This window comes from Arthrobacter sp. Y-9 (assembly GCF_029690065.1).
Lineage (GTDB): Bacteria > Actinomycetota > Actinomycetes > Actinomycetales > Micrococcaceae > Arthrobacter_E.
Window position 1 is genome coordinate 2380906 of sequence record NZ_CP121463.1, and the last position, 19457, is coordinate 2400362.

Consider the following 19457-nt stretch of genomic DNA (forward strand, 5'->3'; position numbering starts at 1 on the left):
TGATCAGGTCATGCCTCTGAACATCACATACCCCGCCGCGCTCCCCGTCTCCGAACGCCGTGAGGACATCATGGCCGCCATCTCGGAGAACCAGGTCGTCATCGTGGCCGGCGAGACCGGCTCCGGCAAGACCACGCAGCTGCCGAAGATGTGCCTGGAACTCGGCCTGGCCGAGCACGGTCTGATCGGCCATACTCAGCCCCGTCGTCTGGCCGCCCGCACCGTCGCGGAGCGCATCGCGGAGGAGCTTGATGTGGAGCTCGGCCAGGAAGTGGGCTACCAGGTCCGTTTCACCGGTGAGGTGGGGCCGCAGACCCAGGTCAAACTCATGACGGACGGGATCCTGCTCGCGGAGATCCAACGGGACCGTCTCCTGCGGAAGTACAGCGTCATCATCGTGGACGAGGCCCACGAGCGCAGCCTCAACATCGACTTCATCCTCGGATACCTCAAGCGCCTGCTTCCCCAGCGCCCGGATCTGAAGATCATCATCACCTCGGCCACGATCGATCCGGAGCGCTTCGCCCGCCACTTCGGCGGCGAGGACACCCCGGCGCCGATCGTCGAGGTCTCCGGGCGCACCTTCCCCGTGGAGATCCGCTACCGCCCGCTGTCCGAACCGGGCGGCGAGGAGGAACTGGACGACGAACTCGAAGAGGACCGGGACCCCGTGGACGCGGTCTGCGACGCCGTGGACGAGCTCTCCCGGGAGGCCCCCGGCGACATCCTGGTGTTCTTCTCCGGCGAGCGGGAGATTCGCGAAGCCGCGGAAGCGCTGCAGGGCCGTCTCCCCCGCAACCCCCGCCTGGCCGACGCCGAGATCCTGCCGCTGTTCGCACGGCTGAGCCTCGCGGAGCAGCACAAGGTGTTCAACCCGGGGCCGCGACGTCGCATCGTCCTGGCCACCAACGTCGCCGAGACGTCGCTCACCGTGCCCGGCATCAAATACGTGATCGACACCGGCACCGCACGGATCTCCCGGTATTCGCACCGGACCAAGGTCCAGCGGCTGCCCATCGAACGCGTGTCCCAGGCATCCGCGAATCAGCGTTCCGGCCGTTGTGGCCGTGTCAGCGACGGCATCGCCATTCGGCTGTACTCGGAGGACGATTACCTCGGCCGTCCCGAGTTCACCGACCCCGAGATCCTCCGCACGAATCTGGCCGCCGTCATCCTCCAGATGATCGCGATCGGCGTCGCGCGCACGCCGAAGGACGTCGAAGGCTTCCCGTTCGTCGAGTCGCCGGACACCCGCGCGGTCAACGACGGCGTCACCCTCCTGCGCGAGCTCGGCGCCCTTCCCGCGCCGGGCGGGTCGGCCGACGCGGCCCCCACGGAGGAGGTCAGCGCCGACGGGACCAGCACCGACGGCGCCACCCGTGCAAGCCGGGGCGGACGCCGCGGCGGGCGGGGCCGTGGCGAGCGTTCCGGGGGCCGCAAGCCGTCCGGGCTGACCGCCGTCGGGCATCAGCTGGCGCAGCTCCCCGTGGATCCGCGCCTCGGCCGCATGATCGTGGAGGCCGCCCGCCGCGGCTGCGCGCGTGAGGTCATGGTGCTGGCCGCCGCGCTGACCATTCAGGACCCGCGCGAACGGCCCACCGACAAACAGCAGCAGGCCGCGGAGAAGCATGCCCGCTTCAAGGATGAGAAGAGCGACTTCACCGGCTACCTGAACCTGTGGAACTACCTGCAGGAGAAGCAACGGGAGCTCTCCTCCAGTCAGTTCCGCCGACTGTGCCGCACCGAGTTCATCAACTACCTCAGGGTCCGGGAATGGCAGGAGCTCTACGCGCAGCTCCGGCAGCTCGCCAAACCGCTCGGCATCACCGTGGACAACAGCCGGGACACCGATCCTGTGGGCCTGCACGACGTGATCCACCAGTCCCTCCTGTCCGGCCTGCTCAGCCAGATCGGACTCTACGACGAGCGCAAGCGCGAATACGCGGGCGCCCGCGGCACCCGCTTCGCGATCTTCCCCGGCTCGGCGCTGTTCAAGAAGTCCCCGGCCTTCGTCATGGCGGCGGAACTGGTCGAGACCAGCCGTCTCTGGGCACGGGTCGCCGCGGCGTTCGCGCCCGAGTGGGCGGAACTGGTGGCCCCGCAGCTGGTCAAACGGACCTTCAGTGAACCGCATTGGTCCTCGAAGTCCGGCTCCGTCATGGCCTATGAGAAGGTCACGCTCTACGGCGTGCCCATCATCCCCAAGCGCCGCGTCAACTATGCCTCCGTGGACCCGGAACTCTGCCGCGAGCTGTTCATCCGGCACGCCCTGGTGGACGGCGAATGGCGCACCCACCACAAGTTCTTCCAGCGCAACCGCGCTCTTCTGCGGGAGGTGGAGGAACTCGAGACCCGCATGCGCCGCCGCGACATCCGGGCGGATGATGAGACGCTGTTCGAGTTCTACGACCAGCGGATCGGCCGCGAAGTCGTCTCCGAGCGGCACTTCGACGCCTGGTGGAAGCAAGCCCGCCAGCAGGATCCGGGACTGCTCGACTTCGACCGCGCCCTCGTCATGAGTGACGAGGCTGACGACCTGGACGAGTCGGCCTTCCCCCGGACCTGGCACCAGCAGGGCTTCGAGTTCCCGCTGAGCTACGAGTTCCATCCCGTCGCCCCGGGCGCCACCCCGGATCCGTCCGACGGCGCCACCGTGGAGATCCCGGCGCTGTTCCTGAACCAGGTGGATCCCGAGCCCTTCCGCTGGCAGATCCCAGGCCAGCGCGTGGAGCTGGTCACCGCCTTGATCAAGTCCATGCCCAAGGCGGTCCGGAAGAACTTCGTCCCGGCCCCCGACGTCGCCCGGCAGGCCGTGGCGGCACTGGACACCGACTTCTCCCCCACCGAGGACCGGATCGAGGACGCCCTGGCGCTGACCCTTCGGCGGCTCCGCGGTCAGGTGGTTCCGGAAGGCAGCTTCTCCTGGGACTCCGTGCCGCCTCATCTGCGCATGAGCTTCCGTGTGGTGGACGCGAAGGGCAAGGTTCTCGGCGACAGCAAGGACCTCGCCGCGCTCCAGGACGAACTCGCCCCCGCCACACGCCGCGCGATCGCGGAGAGCCTGGGCGCCACACCGAAGTCGGTGAGCGGTACCCCGGGCAGGCCGGGCAAGGCCGGCGGGAAGACCGGCGCCGGTGCGCGCATTCCGGACGGCTCACGCATTCCGGACAGCACGACGACGGCGGGCGCCGAGCCAGGCCTGCACGCCTCGGGCATCGCGGAACTGAGCGGGCTCAAGGACTGGGCCGCGCTGACCGCCGCAAGCGGTGGCGTGATCCAGCGCAGCGTGAGCCGGCAGCTCGGTGGCCACACGGTCACGGGATACCCGGCACTCGTGGACGAGGGCTCCACCGTCGGCCTGCGCGTGTTCCAGACCGCCGAACGCCAGGAAGCCGCCATGCGTGCCGGTGTCATCCGCCTGCTCGCCCTGAAGATCCCCGCCCCGGACCGCTACGTCCTGGAACACCTGAGCAACACCGAGAAACTGACGTTCAGCCAGAACCCGCACGGCAGCGTGAGCGAGCTGATCGCGGACTGCGCCCAGGCCGCGATCGACAAGCTCGTGCCGGCCCAGCTCCCGTGGGATGCCAAGGCGTTCGACGCCCTCTACGAACAAGTGCGGGCCGACCTTATCGACACGGTGTTCACCGTGACCGCCGTGGTCGAGCGCATCCTCGCCAGCGCCCGCCGGATCGAGAAGCAGCTCAAGGGCAGCACAAGCCTGGCACTCATCAGCGCGCTGAACGACGAGAAGAGCCATCTGTCCCAGCTCGTGTACCGCGGGTTCGTCGCACAGACGGGTTACCAGCAGCTCGCTCAGCTGCCGCGGTACCTGACCGCCGTCGAGCGCCGACTCGAGAAGCTGCCGACGAACGTCCAGCGCGACGCCAACAACATGGCCGTCGTCCAGCGCCTGGAGGATGAGTACGACGACGCCGTGGCGGCACTTCGCTCAGGCGAAGGACCTGGCCCCGAGTTAACCCATGTGCGCTGGATGCTGGAGGAACTGCGGGTCAGCCTGTTCGCCGTCGAGCTCGGCACGCAGTATTCGGTGAGCGAGAAGCGGATCCGAGTCGCGCTGAACAAGGCCCTCGCACCCTGACCCTCCTCACCCTGACCCTCCGCGCCGGACGTCATGGAAGCCAGGATGCGGCCCGGTCAAATAAACTTGGATGGTCCGCCCATCCGCAACCTAAGGACTCCATATGAAGCTCAGCTTCCCCGCGCCGAACGCCGGCACTGAAATCCTCGGCCTTGGCCACGCCCAGCCGGAACGGGTCATGGACAACCATGAGCTCGAGGGGATGATGGAGACCTCCGACGAATGGATCCGTCAGCGGACGGGCATCGTCACGCGACACATCGCCGGTGAGGAGGAGACGGTCAAGGACCTGGCCATCCCCGCGGCCCGCATGGCCCTGGAGGATTCCGGGATCGCCCCCGAGCAGATCGACCTGGTCATCGTGGCCACCACCACCGCGGCGGAACGCTCCCCCAACACCGCCGGGCGCGTGGCGCAGGCCCTGGGTCTCGGCAACGCTGAGCGCGGGCCCGGCATCATCGACATCAACACCGCCTGTTCGGGCTTCGAATACGCCCTCGGCCTGGCAGACCAGTCGATCCGCTCCGGCACCGCGAGCCACGCCCTGGTGCTGGGCGCCGAGACGCTCTCCAAGGTCACGGACTGGACCGACCGCAGCACCGCCGTGCTCACCGCCGACGGCGCGGGCGCCATGGTGATCGGCGCGACCGACGAACCCCGCATCGGCCCCGTGGTGTGGGGCTCGAAGGGCGATCTGGCCGACGCCGTGCTGATCGCGCCGCCCACCAACAAGTTCTGGCAGAACGGCCGCGAGGTGCTCCGCTGGGCGCTGAAGGACGCGGAGAAGCACGCCCGCGCCGCCGTCGAGCGCTCCGGGCTGCAGATGGAGGACATCGAAGTCCTCGTGACGCACCAGGCTAACCTCCGCATCATCGAGCCCATGGCGCAGGTCCTCGGCCTGACGGACAAGGTGGTGGTGACAGACGTGACCGAGTCCGGCAACACGTCCGCCGCGAGCGTCCCCCTCGGCTACAGCAAGTGGTGGCACGCGGGCAAGATCCCGGCCGACGTCCCGGCGCTGCTCTTCGGCTTCGGCGGCGGCTTCACGTTCGCGGGCATGGTCGCCATGACCCCGCGCACGAAGTAACAGCCCTCCCCCCATCGACTGCTCCACAGGATGCTGGAATCCCCGGAAAACCGGCGAAATGCGCATCCTGTGGAGCAGTCGATGTGTTTAAGGGGTTGGAGGGTTAAGGCCTCACTCCTCCGGGACGAACTCGGCGTAACCCGCCGCGCGCAGGCCCTCGCGGATCTTCTCCGCGTTCGCATCCAGCTCCGCGGGATCCGGGTTGGTGTCCACCGCGGCGAAGTCGTAGTCCTTCATCGAGTTCGACGGCCACACGTGCACGTGCAGATGGTCGATCTCGTAGCCGGCCACCAGGAGGCCCGCCCGCTCCGAGCCGAAAGCCTCGACCTGGACCTTACCGATCCGCTGGGCCACGATCATGGCCTTCGAGAGGGTCTCCGGCGAAGCATCGGTCCAGCGGTCGACCTCCTCCACCGGGACGACGAGGGTGTGGCCCGGCGCCAGCGGGCCGATCGAGAGGAAGGCGACCACCTCAGGATCGCGCCAGACGAACCGTCCGGGGATGTCGCCGTTGATGATCTTGGTGAAGAGAGTGCTCACGCGTCTGCTTCCTTCCCTGCGGGCTGCAATGTGCTGTTGTCCAGGACAAAACGGTACTTCACGTCACCGGCCACCATCCGCTCGAAGGCCTCGTTGACCTGCTCCGCGCCGACCAGTTCGATGTCGCTCGTGAGCGAATGCTCCGCGCAGAAATCGAGCATCTCCTGGGTCTCCGCGATCCCGCCGATCAGGGACCCCGCATAGGCCGCCCGCTTGCGGATGAGCAGCCCGGGGTCCACGGGCGGCATCTCGCCGGACGGGAGGCCGAGCTGATAGATCACGCCGTCCCGCCGGAGGGCCCGCAGCAGGGCGTTGAGGTCATGCGGGGCCGCGACGGTGTCGATGATGACGTCCACGGAGTCCGAGGCGTCACGCATCTGTTCCTCGTCGCGGGAGTTGACCACGCGGTCCGCGCCGAGCTCGGCCGCGGCCTCCCGCTTCGACTCCGAGGTGGTGAAGACCGTGACCGTGGCGCCCATGGCCTTGGCCAGCTTCACGGCCATGTGGCCGAGCCCGCCCAGCCCGACGACGCCGACGTCGTCGCCCTCCTCGACGCCGGCGTGGCGCAGGGGCGAGTAGGTCGTGATCCCCGCGCAGAGCAGCGGCGCGGCCGCGGCGGGGTCGAGGGATTCGGGGACGCGCAGCACGTAGTTCCGGTCCACGACGATGGTCCGCGCGTAGCCGCCCTGGGTCCGCTCGTTCCCGTGGCGGACGTCGGAGGCCCCGTACGTGCCCACCATGCCGCGGGAGCAGTACTGTTCCAGACCGTCCTCGCAGGCGTCGCACTCACGGCACGAGTCCACCATGCACCCCACGCCGACGCGGTCCCCGACGGCGACGTCCGTCACCGCGGACCCCGTGCGCAGGACCCGGCCCACGATCTCGTGACCGGGGACGATCGGATACTTCGCACTCCCCCACTCGCCACGGGTCGAGTGGACATCCGAATGGCACAGTCCGCAGAACTCGATCAGGATCTCCACGTCGTCCGGGGCGGGAGCCCGCCGTGCGAGCGTGAGCGGCTCCAGGCCGCCGTCCGCCGAGCGGGCGCCGAGGGCCGCGACCAGGCGCCCTTCGTCGTCGCGCGGATCACCGAGCGGAGAGTCGAGATCGGGAAGGGGTCTGCCCAGCGGAGGGGGCACGGGACGTCCGGGAGTCATACCCGAAACGCTACCGCCCGGGCCGCGCGGCTGACCAGGCGGGCGGGTCCGGACGCCCCGCCCGACGGCCGGGATGCCACCATGGAGGCATGTCACGCCCCTTCACGCTGACCCAGCTGCGCTACTTCGCGGTGGTCGCCGAGCTTCAGAACATGACGGCCGCCGCGAACGCCCTGAACATCTCGCAGCCTGCCCTCTCCACGGCGATGGCGCAGCTTCAGTCCGCGCTGCAGACGCAATTGCTGGTCCGCCAGCGGCCCCGCGGGGTGCGGCTCACGGCGAGCGGCCGTCAGCTGGCCCAGGACCTCAAACCGATCCTGGAGCAGGCCGACTCGCTCTACGAGTCCGTCAACGGCATGTCCGCGTCCCTGAGCGGCGAGCTGAAGCTCGGGGTCTTCGCACCGCTCGCCCCGTTCCGCTTGCCCACCATCCTGCAGGCGTTCGAAGCGGAGCACCCGGAGGTGTCGGTCTCGATCGTGGAGGCCGACCTCGCCCGGCTCCACGAGGTGCTGCTCCGTGGCGAGTGCGACGTCGCCTTGATGTACGGCCTCGGACTCGGCGCCGGCTTCACGTCCGAAGTCCTGGAACGGATCCCGCCGCACGTCCTCGTGCACGCGGACCACCCGCTCGCCGTCGCCGGACGGAGCCGGATCGCGCTGCGGGAGCTGGAGAACGATCCGGCCATCGTGCTGGACCTCCCGCACAGCCGCGAATACTACGAACGGCTGTACCGGAGCGCCGGCATCAGCCCCCGGGTGCGTCACCGTTTCTCGGGCTACGAGACCGTGCGCTCCTTCGTCGCCAAGGGACACGGTTACGCCGTCCTCAATCAGCGCCTCCACAATGACCGCACCTACTCTAGCGGCCGGGTCGTCGCGCTGGAACTGAGCGATGACTTCCCGCCCATCGAGGTGATGCTGGTGCGCCCCGCAGGAGTGCAAGCCACGCGCCGCGCCCTCGCGTTCGAGGACACCTGCCGGCTCATCTACGGACGGGCCGGCTCCCCGGACTCATAAAGGAAATCTATGGGAGGGCTAAAAACAATCAATTAGACAGATGTGATCCGCGCCACTGATCGTTGATGGCAAGTCCTTCAAAGGAGATCCCATGGTCCTGAAGCACGCCGTCGACCTCACCGGAACCCGCACCGGGAGCACCACGGAACCCCCAGCCCCCACCGTCACCACCACCGCCGCAGCAGGCAAGAGCACCGTCATGCAGCGACGGGTCCTCCTCGGAGGAAGCGTCGGCCAGTTCATCGAGTTCTACGATTTCACCCTCTACGGCCTCACGGCCGTCATCTTCTCCCAGTTGTTCTTCCCCAGCGGAAACCCGGTCGTGGGCCTGCTCGCCACCTTCGCGACCTTCGGCGTCGCCTTCGTGGTGCGTCCACTGGGCGGCCTGTTCTTCGGCGCGCTCGGCGACCGCATCGGACGACGCCGGGTCCTCACCATCACGCTCATGGCGATCGGCGGGGCCACGGCCCTGATGGGCGTGCTGCCGGGCTATGCGCAGATCGGCCCGTGGGCGCCCGCGCTGCTCGTGCTGTGCCGGCTCATCCAGGGGTTCTCCGCCGGCGGCGAATCCGTGGGGGCGCCGTCCTTCGTGTTCGAACACGCCCCCGTGCACAAGCGGGCCTTCTGGCTCAACATCACCATCGCCGCGACGGCCCTGCCCTCCGTGGTGGCGGGAGGCATGATCCTGCTCCTCAGCCGCTCCCTGCCGGACGAGGCATTCACCTCCTGGGGCTGGCGCCTGCCGTTCCTGCTGGCGCTGCCGCTGGCCCTGGTCGGGGTGTGGATCCGCAGCCGGACCGAGGAGAGTGAAGCGTTCCACCAGGCACGCGCCGATCGGGACCCCGAATTCAGCCCAGTCCGCGCCGCATTCCGCGAGAACGGCCTCCGCATGGTCCAGGTCATCGTCGTGATGGGCCTGACCGCCATGGGGTTCTACTTCCTCTCCGCCTACTTCGTCTCCTACGTGCAGACCGCGGGGCACCTCACCCGCGAGCAGTCGCTTCTGGTGAACGCCTCGGCCCTGGCCCTGTACGCGATCCTGCTCCCGTTCGGCGGACGGCTCAGCGACAGATTCGGCCGGAAACCCCTGCTCATCGCGGGGGCCGCCGCGCTCGCCGTCCTGTCGGTGCCCAGCTTCGCGCTGGTCACGAGCGGGAACACGATGCTCGCACTCCTGGGCCAGGCCCTCTTCGTGGTGGCTCTCTGCGTCTACGGCGGCGGCTGTTACACCTTCTTCGTCGAGATCTTCACGACCAGGACACGCTTCACCTCGGCCGCCGTCAGCTACAACGTCGCCTATGCCCTCTTCGGCGGCACGGCGCCGTTCATCGGCACGGCCCTGGTCGGAGCGAGCGGAGTGCCCTTCATGCCGGGCGTGTACATGGCGGCGGCCGCCGCCGTCGTCCTCCTGCTGCTCCTGTTCACCAAGGTTCCCGAAACCCGCGGCCGCCTCGGCTGACCCACCTTCCTTCACGCCTTCACGACAAAGGAGAAGCTCATGAGCGCTTCCGAATTCCTCAGCGACTTCCACCACGTGGCGACCATCGGCGCGACGCCGCGCCACGGCGTCGAACGCCAGGCCGCGACCGACACCGACCGCCAGACCCGTGACTGGTTCGCCGGCAAGATCCGCGACGCCGGATGGCAGCTCCGCGTGGACGGCATCGGGAACATGTTCGGCCTGCTCGAATGGACTCCCGGCGCCCCGTACATCCTGCTCGGCTCGCATCTGGACAGCCAGCCGCTCGCAGGCCGCTTCGACGGCGCGTACGGCGTCCTCGCGGCCCTGCACACCGCCAAGGCACTCGACGCCGAGGTGGTCGCCTCCGGCGAGCGCCCGAAGTTCAACCTCGCGGTGGTCAACTGGTTCAACGAGGAGGGCAGCCGCTTCGCCCCGAGCATCATGGGCAGCTCCGTGTTCGCGGGCCTCTTCGACCGCGATGAGATGCTCCGGGTCCGCGATCTGGAGGGGACGGCGGTCCGCCAGGCGCTGGACATGATCGGATACCTCGGCACGGACGAGGGTCCGGACGTGGTCGGGTACGCCGAGATCCACATCGAACAGGGACGCATCCTGGAGCGCGAGGGGCACACGATCGGTCTGGTCGACTCCAGCTGGTACACCCAGAAGCTGGACATCGAGGTGCTGGGCGAACAGTCCCACACCGGGGCCACCGCCATGGCCGACCGGCACGACGCCCTGGTGGCGGCGTCCAAGATCATCCTCCAGGTGCACGATGTGACGGGCGACTTCCCGGATGAGGCGCTGGTCTCCTCCGTGGGTCAGATGACCCTGGAGCCCAACTCCCCCATCGTCGTGGCGCGGCGTGTCCATCTGGTCGCCGATCTGCGCTCCGGCGACCCCGCGATCGTGGCTGCGGCGCGGGAGAGTCTCCTGCGGGACATCGACCGGCTGGCCCGGGAGCACGACCTCACCATCACCGTGAAGGACTTCGACGTCCGCCCGATCCGCCGCTTCCCGGAGAACGGCCTGGAGCTCTCCGAGAAGGTCGCGGCGAACCTCGGCCTGTCCGCCCGCCGCATCCAGACGATGGCCGGCCATGATTCGGTCGCGCTCAACACCGTGGCCCCCACGGTGATGCTGTTCATCCCGAGCGTGGACGGCGTCTCCCATTGCGAGCGCGAGTTCTCCACGGACGCCGACATGACCGCGGGCCTCGCCATGCTCACCGGGGTGGCCCGTGAACTCGTCACGGGGGCACTCTCGTGACGGGCGGCTCCACCGAACTGCACCGGCTGGACGCCACCACGGCCCTCCGCCTCTTCCGCAGCAGGGAGCTCTCCCCGGTCGAGCTGATGGAAGCGCTGATCGCGCGGATCGAAGACGTCGACGACGCCGTCAACGCACTCAGCGAAACGCTCTTCGACACGGCGCTCGTCTCCGCCCAGGAGGCCGCCGACCGCTATGCCCGCGGGCACGGCATCACCCCCTTGCTCGGCCTGCCGGTCGCGGCGAAGGAGAAGCACGGATTGGCCGGCCACACCCTGTCCCAGGGGCTGGTGGCTCACCGAGACGTGATCGCCGAGCAGGACCACCCCGTCATCGAACGGATCCGTGCGGCCGGCGGGATCATCCACGCCCGGACGACCACCCCTGAATACAGCTGCGCCACCGTCACGCACAGCCCGCTCTGGGGAGTCACCCGGAATCCGTGGAACCCGCGGTACTCACCCGGAGGGTCGTCCGGCGGGGCCGGGGCCGCGCTGGCCGCCGGGATGTCGCCCCTCGCCACGGCGTCGGACATCGCGGGCTCCACCCGCCTCCCGGCCTCCTTCACGGGCACGGTCGGATTCAAGGCGCCCTACGGGAGGATCCCGGGGCTGGCGCCCCTGGCCGCGGACCACTACCGCGGTGACGGACCCATGGCGCGGACGGTGGCCGACACGGCACTGCTCGCCTCCGTCCTGGCGGGCCGGCACCCCGGCGATCACGCCACGCTCACGGACCCTCCGCCCGTGCTGGCACTCCCGGACACAGCCGTGGACGCGGTCCGGGGCCGCCGCATCGCCCTGTGCGTGCGGCTCGGCGACTACCCCGTGGAACCCGACGTCGAGGCCAACACCCGCGAGGTCGCCGCGGCGCTGCGGGCCGCCGGCGCCGTGGTGGAGGAGATCTCCCTGCCGTGGACCACGGAAGAGATCAGCCGGACCATGTTCACGCACTTCGGCCATCTCCTGGGACCGGCCATGGAGGACGACACGGCCGGCTCGGAGCACCTCCTGGCGCCGTACACCCGGCGGTTCATGGCGGACGCTCGTGCCGCCACGGCCCAGGACCGTCTGCTTGACGGCATCCGGGCCGAGGCGCGGATCCAGGCTCAGCTCGCCGAGGCCATGACCGGCTTCGACGCGCTGCTCTGCCCCGCGTCCGCCGTCGCCGCGCTGGAAGCCGACGGCCTGTATCTCGACGGCATCGACGTGAACGGGGTCCACCTGGAGCACTACTGGCAGGCGCACATGACCGGGCCGTTCAACATCGCCAACCGCTGTCCTGTGCTCGCGGTGCCGAGCGGCATGGCCGCGTGCGGCATCCCCACGGGGGTGCAGATCGTGGGTCACCCCTTCGACGACGCGACCGTGTTCTCCCTGGGCGCCGCGGTCGAAGAACTGCGCCCCTGGAATCACCGGATGCCGTCGCTCGGGCTCAGCCGGGTCTGACGGCGTTGCCCTGCCCTTTTCACTCCCCCGTGGCGACCTCGCGGGAGGCGTCGTGGGACCACTGGGAGAACGAACCGGGGTACAGGGTGGCGTCGATGCCCGCGAGCGCCAGGGCCGCCACTTCGTGCGCCGCCGTCACGCCGGAACCGCAGTAGACGGCCACGCGGCCGCCGGGCTCGACGCCGAGTCCGGCGAACCGCGCCCGGAGCGCCTCCGGCTCGAGGAACAGCCCGTCCTCGTCGACGTTCTCGGTGGTGGGCGCGCTGACCGCGCCCGGGATGTGGCCCGCGCGGGGGTCGATCGGTTCGGTCTCGCCGCGGAACCGCTCCCCGGCGCGCGCGTCGAGCAGGATGCCGTCGGCCGGCCACTCGGCGGCCTGGTCGATGGAGATCGCGGTGCCCTGGGCCATCGGCCGGAGCGTCACGTTCCCCGCGGGGAGGACCACCTCGTCCTTCTCGATCGGGAAGTCCTCCTGGACCCAGGCCATGAGCCCGCCGTCGAGGATCCGCGTGTCCGCGTGGCCGTACGCGCGCAGCAGCCACCAGGCGCGGGCGGCCGCCATGGATCCGGAGTTGTCGTAGACCACGACCGTGTCGCCGTCGTTGATGCCCCAGCGCCGCGCCGCGGCCTGGAAGCTCTCCAGGTCGGGCAGCGGATGACGGCCGTCCTCCGGACTGGCGGGGCCCGCCAGGTCGGTCTCCATGTCCACGTACACGGCGGCCGGCAGGTGTCCCATGAGGTACTTGTCCCGGCCCAGCGGATCGCCCAGCTTCCATCGGACATCCAAGAGGACGAGCTTGTCCGGGTCCAGATCGTGGACTTCGGCAGGGGCGATGGTCACGGGGAATTCTTGGTCCATGAGGCACACTCTATGCCCGTCGACGCGCTCCCGGGCAACACCCCACCACAGGCTGAACAGGGCTGGGACCGGTTCCGGGGGCACGTCCGCCACGCCGATGAGGAGGCGCCCGCCCAGTAGGCTAGTGCCCGTGAGCGCAGCAGATTTCCCCCAGGTGGTCCGTTCCGAGGAGCGGGCCTGGGCCGACGAAGCCATCAGGATCATCACGGCGGAGGCCAACCGCTCCGCCGACACCCACCTGTACAGCGTGCCGCTGCCGGAGCAGTGGGGCATCGAGTTGTTCATCAAGGACGAATCGACCCACCGTTCCGGCAGCCTGAAGCACCGGCTGGCGCGCTCGCTCTTCCTCTTCGGCCTGGTGAACGGCTGGATCGGGCCGGGGACCACCATCGTGGAGGCCAGCAGCGGCAGCACAGCCGTCTCAGAGGCCTATTTCGCGCGGCTGCTCGGCCTGCCCTTCATCGCGGTCATGGCCCGCAGCACGAGCGAGGAGAAGATCCGCCTCATCGAGGACTTCGGCGGCTCCTGCCTGCTCGTGGACCACCCCGGCGAGGTCTACTCGACCGCGGAAGAGGTCGCCCGGACCACCGGCGGCCACTACATGGATCAGTTCACCTATGCCGAACGGGCCACGGACTGGCGGGGCAACAACAACATCGCCGAATCGATCTTCCAGCAGATGTCGCGGGAGAAGCATCCGGTCCCGGAGTGGATCGTCGTGGGCGCCGGGACCGGCGGCACGAGCGCCACGATCGGCCGCTACCTGCGGTACCACCGGCACCCGTCGAAGCTCGCCGTGGTGGACCCTGAGAACTCCGCCTTCTACCCTTCCTGGCGGGACGGGGACCCGGAGCTCACCACCGGGATGCCGTCGAGGATCGAAGGGATCGGCCGTCCGCGCGTGGAACCGAGCTTCGTCCCCGCCGTCATCGACGCCATGATCCCCATCCCGGACGCGGCGTCCATCGCGGCGATGCGTCACCTCAAGCGCTACGCGAACCTCGACGCCGGCCCCTCCACCGGCACGAACCTCTGGGGCGTGTGGCAGATCATCGCCGGCATGGTCGCGCGCGGCGAACAGGGCAGCGTGGTGACGCTCATGTGCGATCCGGGCAACCGCTACGCCTGCAGCCACCAGAACGACGCGTGGCTCGCCGACAAGGGACTGGATCCCTCCTCGCATGAGCGCACGATCGAACGCTTCCTCGACACCGGCGTGTGGGAGCAGTTCGCGGAGTGATCCGCCGGGGGCGCCCCTTCCCTCCCGTTGTGTGCTCAGTGGTTGTTGCGTGCTCAGTGGTTGTTGCGTGCTCAGTAGTTGCGGGTTCCACGCCGGATCACCCGCAACTACTGAGCACGCAACGACGACATGCGCTCACCCGAGGTCGCGGGTCTCCCCTGAGTCGAGGTGCTCGTAGCTCGTGCCGTACAGGCCGCCCAGCCGGGTGACGTGTCCTTCCAGCATCGACAGCCCGGCGGGGTTGAGCAGCGCCTCGTGGATGTTGAACGCGCGGCGTGCGCGGACGCTGATGACGAAGTCGATCACTTCCTGGATCTTGGACCACGGCGCGTGCACCGGCACGAGCAGCGTGTCCACCTCCACCCCGGACGGCACCGTGAAGCTGTCACCCGGGTGGAACAGCGTCCCGTCCACGAGGTACCCGGTGTTGGCCACGAGCGGCACGAGCGGGTGGATGATCGCGTGCTGGCTGCCGAAGCCGCGCACCGAGTACCCGGCGACGACGACGTCGAGCCCGCTCCCGGCGTCGTGCACCCGGCCGTCCGGGGCGGCGGCGCCCGCTGCCGCGGCCTCCTGCCGCAAAGTGCCCGCGATGCCGGCGGGGGCATAGACGACCAGGTCCGGCGAGCTCACGAGCGCCGCCACGACCGCCGGCACGTCCACGTGGTCCGCGTGCTCGTGGGTGATGAGGATGGCGTGGGCACCGTCCAGAGCGGGCCCGGTCTCCGAGAACGATCCCGGGTCGATGACCAGGGTACGGTGCCCCTCAGGGGTCTCCTTGTCGAGGCGGACACAGGAATGGGTGTACTTGGTCAGCTGCATGACCTCAGGGTACGCCTGCGGACTGTCATGACATCAGCTGATCCAGCACCCTCACAGCATCTCCAGCGGAACCTTCCGGGTGGGCGCCGGGAATGCGGCGTCGATACGATCCAGGTCCGCAGCGCTGAGTTCCAGTGCGGCGGCGGCAGCGTTGTCGCGGACGTGCTCGACACGTGACGCTTTGGGAATGGCGATGACGTCCCCGGACCGGATCGCCCAGGCGAGGAGCACCTGAGCCACACTCACGCCGTGTTCCTCCGCGATGTCCCCGAGCGCGGGGTCGTCCAGCAGACGGCCTTGCTCGATCGGCGAGTACGCCATTGTCCTCACCGGGCTGGAGAGCCGCGCCTGCGCCGGGAACAGGTCGAACTCGGGGCCGCGCCGCGAGGGGTTGTAGAGCACCTGGTTCACCGCGGGCGCGCTCGGGAAGCGGTCCAGCGCGTCGGCGTCGAAGTTGCTGATCCCCCAGGCCCCGATCAGCCCGCGCCGGATGAGTTCGTCGAAGCCTTCGACGGTCTCCTCTACTGGGTGGGGGCCGGGCCAGTGGAGCAGATACAGGTCGATCCAATCGGTTCCCAGCACCTCGAGGGACCGCTCGCAGGCCTGCACGGTGCCGCGCCGGGACGCGTTGTACGGCAGGACCTTGTCCACCAGGTACACCCGGTCCCGGACCGGCGCGATGGCCTCCCCGACCAGGGCCTCCGAGCGCCCGTCGCCATACATCTCCGCGGTGTCCACCAGGGTCAGGCCGAGGTCGATCCCCTCCCGCAGCGTGGCGATCTCGGCATCACGGCGCCAGGGGTCGTCCCCCACGAACCAGGTGCCCTGCCCCAGCGCAGGCAGAACGGCGCCATCGGACAGCGTGACGGTTTTCAACGAGGCCATGGCAGTGAAGCCTACTGCGTGAACTACCGTGGCGTGCTGGGAACCCGATTGTTGCCATTCCCACGAGCCGATCACACTGAGCCGATCACACTGAGCCGGACACCCTGAGCCGAACCTCTCACCGCCCCCGGCCCCTGCTGGGACTAATCCCCGTCCGCTCCTTGTTAAACTGGACGTTCAGAACAGGACAACCAGGAGAGTAGTCGTGGAGCAGAGCTCAGAGGCCCGGGTGCAGACGAGGGTGACCAAGCAGCGCCTTGCAGTGGACGCCGCCCTGGATCAGCTGGAGGACTTCGTGAGCACGCAGGAACTGCACCGCTCCCTGCAGGACTCCGGCGTCTCCGTCTCCCTGGCCACCACCTACCGCATCCTGCAGTCCATGGCGGATGAAGGCGTCGTGGACGTCCTCCGCAGCACCGATGGCGAGGCCGTCTACCGCCGCTGCGAAGCGGACAGCCACCACCATCACCTGCTCTGCCGTCGCTGCGGCAAGGCCGTGGAGATCGAAGCGCCCGCCGTCGAGGCCTGGGCCGCGAAGATGGCCGCCGAGCACGGCTTCACCGCCGTCACCCACACCGTGGAGATTATGGGGCTGTGCGCCGAATGCTCCCAGTCCGCTGGGACCACAGCACCACAGGAATGAGCAGGAGAGCGAGCACCCCTCCTCCGAGAGTGACCGCGGAGTAATCCCCCGCCGCCATCACCACCCCCGCCATGGCGCTTCCACCGGCGCCCGACAGCGCCACGAGGACGTCGACGCCGCCCTGCACCCGGGCGCGGCTCTCCGGTTCGGTGGCGTCCACCAGGAGCGCGGTCGCCGTGATGAGGCCGAAGTTCCAGCCGAGGCCCAGCAGGGCCAGCGCCAGCAGAAGCAGTCCCAGGGAATCGCTCGGGGCCAGTGTCGCCAGAACGGCTGAGGCCACCAGCACCAGCCCGCCGGCGCAGGCCATCCAGACCCGGCCGATCCGGTCGACGAGCCAGCCCGTGACCAGGGACGGCAGGTACATGGCACCGATGTGGACGCCGATCACCAGACCCACCTCCCCGAGGCCGTGATGATGTGCCCGCATGTGCACCGGGGTCATGGTCATGATCGCGGTCATGGTCACCTGGGTGAGCACCATGATGAGCGCGGCCAGCGCGACGCCGTGCCGCGCGGGCTTCCTCACCGGCTCCACCGCGGCGGACGCGGGAGCGGGTGTCTCCGGGACGGCGGGCGCCTCGGCCGCGGCTTCCGCCGACTGCCGCAGCTCGCGGGCCAGGCGGTACGGATCGGGCCGCAGCAGGACCCAGAGCACCAGACCGGCCGCCGCGTACGCCACCGCGGCCAGCAGGAACGGCCCGGAGAGGACCGGCAGCCCCCAGGAGCGGGCCAGCGCGCCGAGCGGTTCCACGAGATTGGGGCCGGCCACCGCGCCCAGAGTGGTCGACACCAGGGCGATGCTCACGGCTCGGCCGCGCTGATCAGCCGTCGCAAGATCGGTCCCGGCATAACGGGCCTGAAGGTTCGTGGCGGAGCCTCCGCCGTACAGGAACAGCGAGACGAAGAGCAGCACCGGGTTCCACAGGATCGCGGACAGCACCACGCCGGCCGCTCCCAGAGCGCCCGCGCCGAAGCCGAACGCCAGCCCGGGCCGCCGGCCGAAGCGCTGCGTGGTCCGGCCCACGAGATAGGCCGCCAGGGCGGAGCCCAGGGTGAAGAGCGCGGTCGGCAGACCGGAGACGCCGTCGTTGCCGAGCATCTCCTGCGCCAGCAGCGCCCCCACCGTGATGCCGGCGGCGAGCCCGGCGCCGCCCAGGACCTGGCTGATCACGACGACGGCGAGCGTCCGCCGCTGCGCGCGCGCCCGGCCGCCGTCGTCGGTCAGCCCACCGGCCACCGCCGGGGATGCCTCAGGCACCTGCCACATCCTCGACGCGGCGCCCGTTGCGGCCCTTCCGCTTCCGCCAGGACCCGATCCCCCAGCACACGAGATAGATGAGGAAGGAGATGGTCGTGACGTAGGGGCTGATCGGGATGCGCCCGCCCAGCGCCAGGAGGATGCCGCCCACGGTGGACGTGGTGGCGAAAACGACGCTCAGCAGCACGACGAGCGCCGGCGAACCCGTCACCTTGAAGGCGGCGGCCGCGGGAGTGATGAGCAGGGCCAGCACCAGGAGCGCGCCCACCACCTGGATGGACAGTGCCACGGAGACGCCCAGGATCAGCATGAAGGCCATGGACAGGCCTTTGACCGGGACGCCACGGGCTTCGGCCACGTCGGGGTCGTCACTGGCGAAGTTCAGGGGCCGCCACAGGACCACGAGCGCCACCATGACGAGGGCGGCGGTGACCGCGAGCATCTGCAGCTGCACGGCGTCCACGGACACGATCTGCCCGGTGAGCAGGGAGAACTTGTTGGCAGCGCGGCCCTCGTACAGCGAGAGGAACAGGATGCCGAGGCCCAGACCGAAGGGCATGAGCACGCCGATGAGGGAGTTCTTCTCCCGGGCCCGCAGACCCATCACGCCCAGGAGCAGGGCGGCCGCCACAGAGCCGAGCAGCGAGCCGAACACCACGTCGGCCCCGATCAGCAAGGCGAAGGAGGCGCCGGCGAAGGACAGCTCGGAGATGCCGTGCACCGCGAAGGAGAGGTCCCGCTTGACCACGAACACGCCGACCAGGCCCCCGAGCACGCCCAGGACCGCTCCGGCCCAGAGAGAGTTCTGCAGCAGGGCCAGCAGTTCGCCGTAGTTCTCGAAGTTGAAGATGGCACTCAGAACGGAGTTGAAATCCACTTACTCGCTCTCCTGTTCGTGGTGCACCTGTTCGGGGATGCCCGAGACCATCAGCCGGTCGCCGGACCGGATCACTTCCACGTGGCCCTGGTACAGCTCGGACAGGGTCTCGGTGTTCATGACTTCGTCGGGGGTGCCGATGCAGAAGCGTCCCCCGGCCAGATAGAGGACCTTGTCCACATAGGGCAGCACCGGGTTGAGTTCGTGGGTCACGAACACCACGGCGGAGCCCTCGTCGCGGCACTGACGGTTGACCAGTTCACTCACGATGTTCTGGTGCCGCGGGTCCAGGGAGAGCAGCGGCTCATCGCAGAGCAGGATGGCGGGGTCGGCCGCGAGCGCCTGCGCGATCCGCAAGCGCTGCTGTTCGCCGCCGGAGAGCTGGCCCACGGGGACCTTGGCGTAGTCCGTGGCCCCGACGTGCGCCAGCAGCTCGTCGACTTTCCGGTTGACGCCGCGCCGTTCCAGGCGGACGCCCCACCGGTGCCCGTCGACACCGAGCGCCACGAGATCGCGTGCCCGGAGGGCGGTGTCCGGGGCGAACGACTTCTGCTGGGGCACGTAGCCCACGCGCTCCTTGGGCACCCTGCTCTCCAATGTGCCGGAGGTCAGCGGCAGGAGCCCCAGCAGGACGCGGAGCAGCGAGCTCTTGCCGCTGCCGTTGGCGCCGAGCACGGCTAGGAACTCGCCGGCCTTCAGATCCAGGTTCAGGTCCTCCCAGAGGACGCGCCGGCCGAAGCCGAGCCCGGCCTCCCTGAGTGACATCAGGGAGGCCGGGCCCGGGTGAAT

At 69.3% G+C, this 19457-nt stretch carries 16 protein-coding genes; 8 read left to right on the forward strand and 8 right to left on the reverse strand.

The annotated features are described in order from the left end of the window. Positions 1-10 precede the first annotated feature (10 nt). Both hrpA and P9849_RS10745 read left to right on the forward strand, forming a co-directional pair. Entirely contained in the window at positions 11-4102 is a 4092-nt protein-coding gene (gene hrpA / locus P9849_RS10740) for an ATP-dependent RNA helicase HrpA (RefSeq protein WP_278266789.1), read from the forward strand. Between the two features lie 103 nt (positions 4103-4205). Then, positions 4206-5189, forward strand: coding sequence for a beta-ketoacyl-ACP synthase III (locus P9849_RS10745; protein WP_278266790.1), 984 nt, complete (start codon positions 4206-4208; stop codon positions 5187-5189). A 111-nt stretch (positions 5190-5300) separates the two neighbouring features. On the opposite strand, the gene P9849_RS10750 is transcribed toward P9849_RS10745, so the two are convergent. Beyond that, on the reverse strand, positions 5301-5729 hold the full coding sequence (locus P9849_RS10750; RefSeq protein WP_278266791.1) for an HIT family protein: 429 nt from the start codon (positions 5727-5729) through the stop codon (positions 5301-5303). After that, positions 5726-6889, reverse strand: a complete 1164-nt coding sequence (locus P9849_RS10755; RefSeq protein WP_278266792.1) for an NAD(P)-dependent alcohol dehydrogenase — start codon at positions 6887-6889, stop codon at positions 5726-5728. Before P9849_RS10755 ends, P9849_RS10750 begins: the two co-directional genes overlap by 4 nt. An 89-nt stretch (positions 6890-6978) precedes the next feature. Here P9849_RS10755 and P9849_RS10760 point away from each other — a divergent pair, with 89 nt between their 5' ends. The 4 genes from P9849_RS10760 to P9849_RS10775 all read left to right on the forward strand — a co-directional run bounded on the left by P9849_RS10760 (position 6979) and on the right by P9849_RS10775 (position 12084). Next, the gene (locus P9849_RS10760) at positions 6979-7905 is read left to right on the forward strand and encodes a LysR substrate-binding domain-containing protein (RefSeq protein ID WP_278266793.1); all 927 of its coding nucleotides are present in this window, start codon (positions 6979-6981) and stop codon (positions 7903-7905) included. Positions 7906-7996: 91 nt separating this feature from the next. Further along, on the forward strand, positions 7997-9364 hold the full coding sequence (locus P9849_RS10765; RefSeq protein WP_278266794.1) for an MFS transporter: 1368 nt from the start codon (positions 7997-7999) through the stop codon (positions 9362-9364). 39 nt (positions 9365-9403) lie between these two features. Further along, positions 9404-10636 (forward strand): M20 family metallo-hydrolase, encoded by a 1233-nt coding sequence (locus P9849_RS10770; RefSeq protein ID WP_278266795.1) that lies wholly within the window; start codon positions 9404-9406, stop codon positions 10634-10636. Next, the gene (locus P9849_RS10775) at positions 10633-12084 is read left to right on the forward strand and encodes an amidase (protein ID WP_278266796.1); all 1452 of its coding nucleotides are present in this window, start codon (positions 10633-10635) and stop codon (positions 12082-12084) included. The genes P9849_RS10770 and P9849_RS10775 overlap by 4 nt, the downstream gene beginning before the upstream one ends. A 19-nt stretch (positions 12085-12103) precedes the next feature. On the opposite strand, the gene P9849_RS10780 is transcribed toward P9849_RS10775, so the two are convergent. After that, positions 12104-12943, reverse strand: coding sequence for a sulfurtransferase (locus P9849_RS10780; protein ID WP_278266797.1), 840 nt, complete (start codon positions 12941-12943; stop codon positions 12104-12106). 130 nt (positions 12944-13073) lie between these two features. On the opposite strand from P9849_RS10780, the gene P9849_RS10785 reads away from it, so the two are divergent. Continuing rightward, positions 13074-14183, forward strand: coding sequence for a PLP-dependent cysteine synthase family protein (locus P9849_RS10785; protein ID WP_278266798.1), 1110 nt, complete (start codon positions 13074-13076; stop codon positions 14181-14183). A gap of 135 nt (positions 14184-14318) precedes the next feature. Here the strand turns inward: P9849_RS10785 and P9849_RS10790 are convergent, their stop codons facing one another. Next, positions 14319-15005, reverse strand: a complete 687-nt coding sequence (locus P9849_RS10790; protein WP_278266799.1) for an MBL fold metallo-hydrolase — start codon at positions 15003-15005, stop codon at positions 14319-14321. Positions 15006-15056: 51 nt separating this feature from the next. Next, positions 15057-15890 (reverse strand): aldo/keto reductase, encoded by an 834-nt coding sequence (locus P9849_RS10795; RefSeq protein ID WP_278266800.1) that lies wholly within the window; start codon positions 15888-15890, stop codon positions 15057-15059. Positions 15891-16095: 205 nt separating this feature from the next. Here P9849_RS10795 and P9849_RS10800 point away from each other — a divergent pair, with 205 nt between their 5' ends. Next, a complete protein-coding gene (locus tag P9849_RS10800) occupies positions 16096-16533 on the forward strand; it encodes a Fur family transcriptional regulator (protein ID WP_278266801.1) in 438 nt (145 codons plus the stop codon). Here P9849_RS10800 and P9849_RS10805 read toward each other — a convergent pair. From P9849_RS10805 to P9849_RS10815, 3 genes are read right to left on the reverse strand one after another with little or no spacing between them, the layout of a single operon-like run. Beyond that, a complete protein-coding gene (locus P9849_RS10805; protein ID WP_278266802.1) occupies positions 16475-17791 on the reverse strand; it encodes an MFS transporter in 1317 nt (438 codons plus the stop codon). The genes P9849_RS10800 and P9849_RS10805 overlap by 59 nt on opposite strands. Continuing rightward, positions 17784-18668 (reverse strand): metal ABC transporter permease, encoded by an 885-nt coding sequence (locus P9849_RS10810; protein WP_278266803.1) that lies wholly within the window; start codon positions 18666-18668, stop codon positions 17784-17786. Before P9849_RS10810 ends, P9849_RS10805 begins: the two co-directional genes overlap by 8 nt. Further along, on the reverse strand, positions 18669-19433 hold the full coding sequence (locus P9849_RS10815) for a metal ABC transporter ATP-binding protein (RefSeq protein WP_278269150.1): 765 nt from the start codon (positions 19431-19433) through the stop codon (positions 18669-18671). Positions 19434-19457: the final 24 nt, after the last annotated feature.

Excerpts from the sequence above, each read along its gene's own strand:
- P9849_RS10795 (WP_278266800.1), bottom strand. The coding sequence starts at position 15,890 with ATGGCCTCGTTGAAAACCGTCACGCTGTCCGATGGCGCCGTTCTGCCT.
- P9849_RS10770 (WP_278266795.1), top strand. The coding sequence starts at position 9,404 with ATGAGCGCTTCCGAATTCCTCAGCGACTTCCACCACGTGGCGACCATC.
- P9849_RS10755 (WP_278266792.1), bottom strand. The coding sequence starts at position 6,889 with ATGACTCCCGGACGTCCCGTGCCCCCTCCGCTGGGCAGACCCCTTCCC.
- P9849_RS10745 (WP_278266790.1), top strand. The coding sequence starts at position 4,206 with ATGAAGCTCAGCTTCCCCGCGCCGAACGCCGGCACTGAAATCCTCGGC.
- hrpA (WP_278266789.1), top strand. The coding sequence starts at position 11 with ATGCCTCTGAACATCACATACCCCGCCGCGCTCCCCGTCTCCGAACGC.
- P9849_RS10765 (WP_278266794.1), top strand. The coding sequence starts at position 7,997 with ATGGTCCTGAAGCACGCCGTCGACCTCACCGGAACCCGCACCGGGAGC.
- P9849_RS10760 (WP_278266793.1), top strand. The coding sequence starts at position 6,979 with ATGTCACGCCCCTTCACGCTGACCCAGCTGCGCTACTTCGCGGTGGTC.
- P9849_RS10815 (WP_278269150.1), bottom strand. The coding sequence starts at position 19,433 with ATGTCACTCAGGGAGGCCGGGCTCGGCTTCGGCCGGCGCGTCCTCTGG.
- P9849_RS10780 (WP_278266797.1), bottom strand. The coding sequence starts at position 12,943 with ATGGACCAAGAATTCCCCGTGACCATCGCCCCTGCCGAAGTCCACGAT.
- P9849_RS10790 (WP_278266799.1), bottom strand. The coding sequence starts at position 15,005 with ATGCAGCTGACCAAGTACACCCATTCCTGTGTCCGCCTCGACAAGGAG.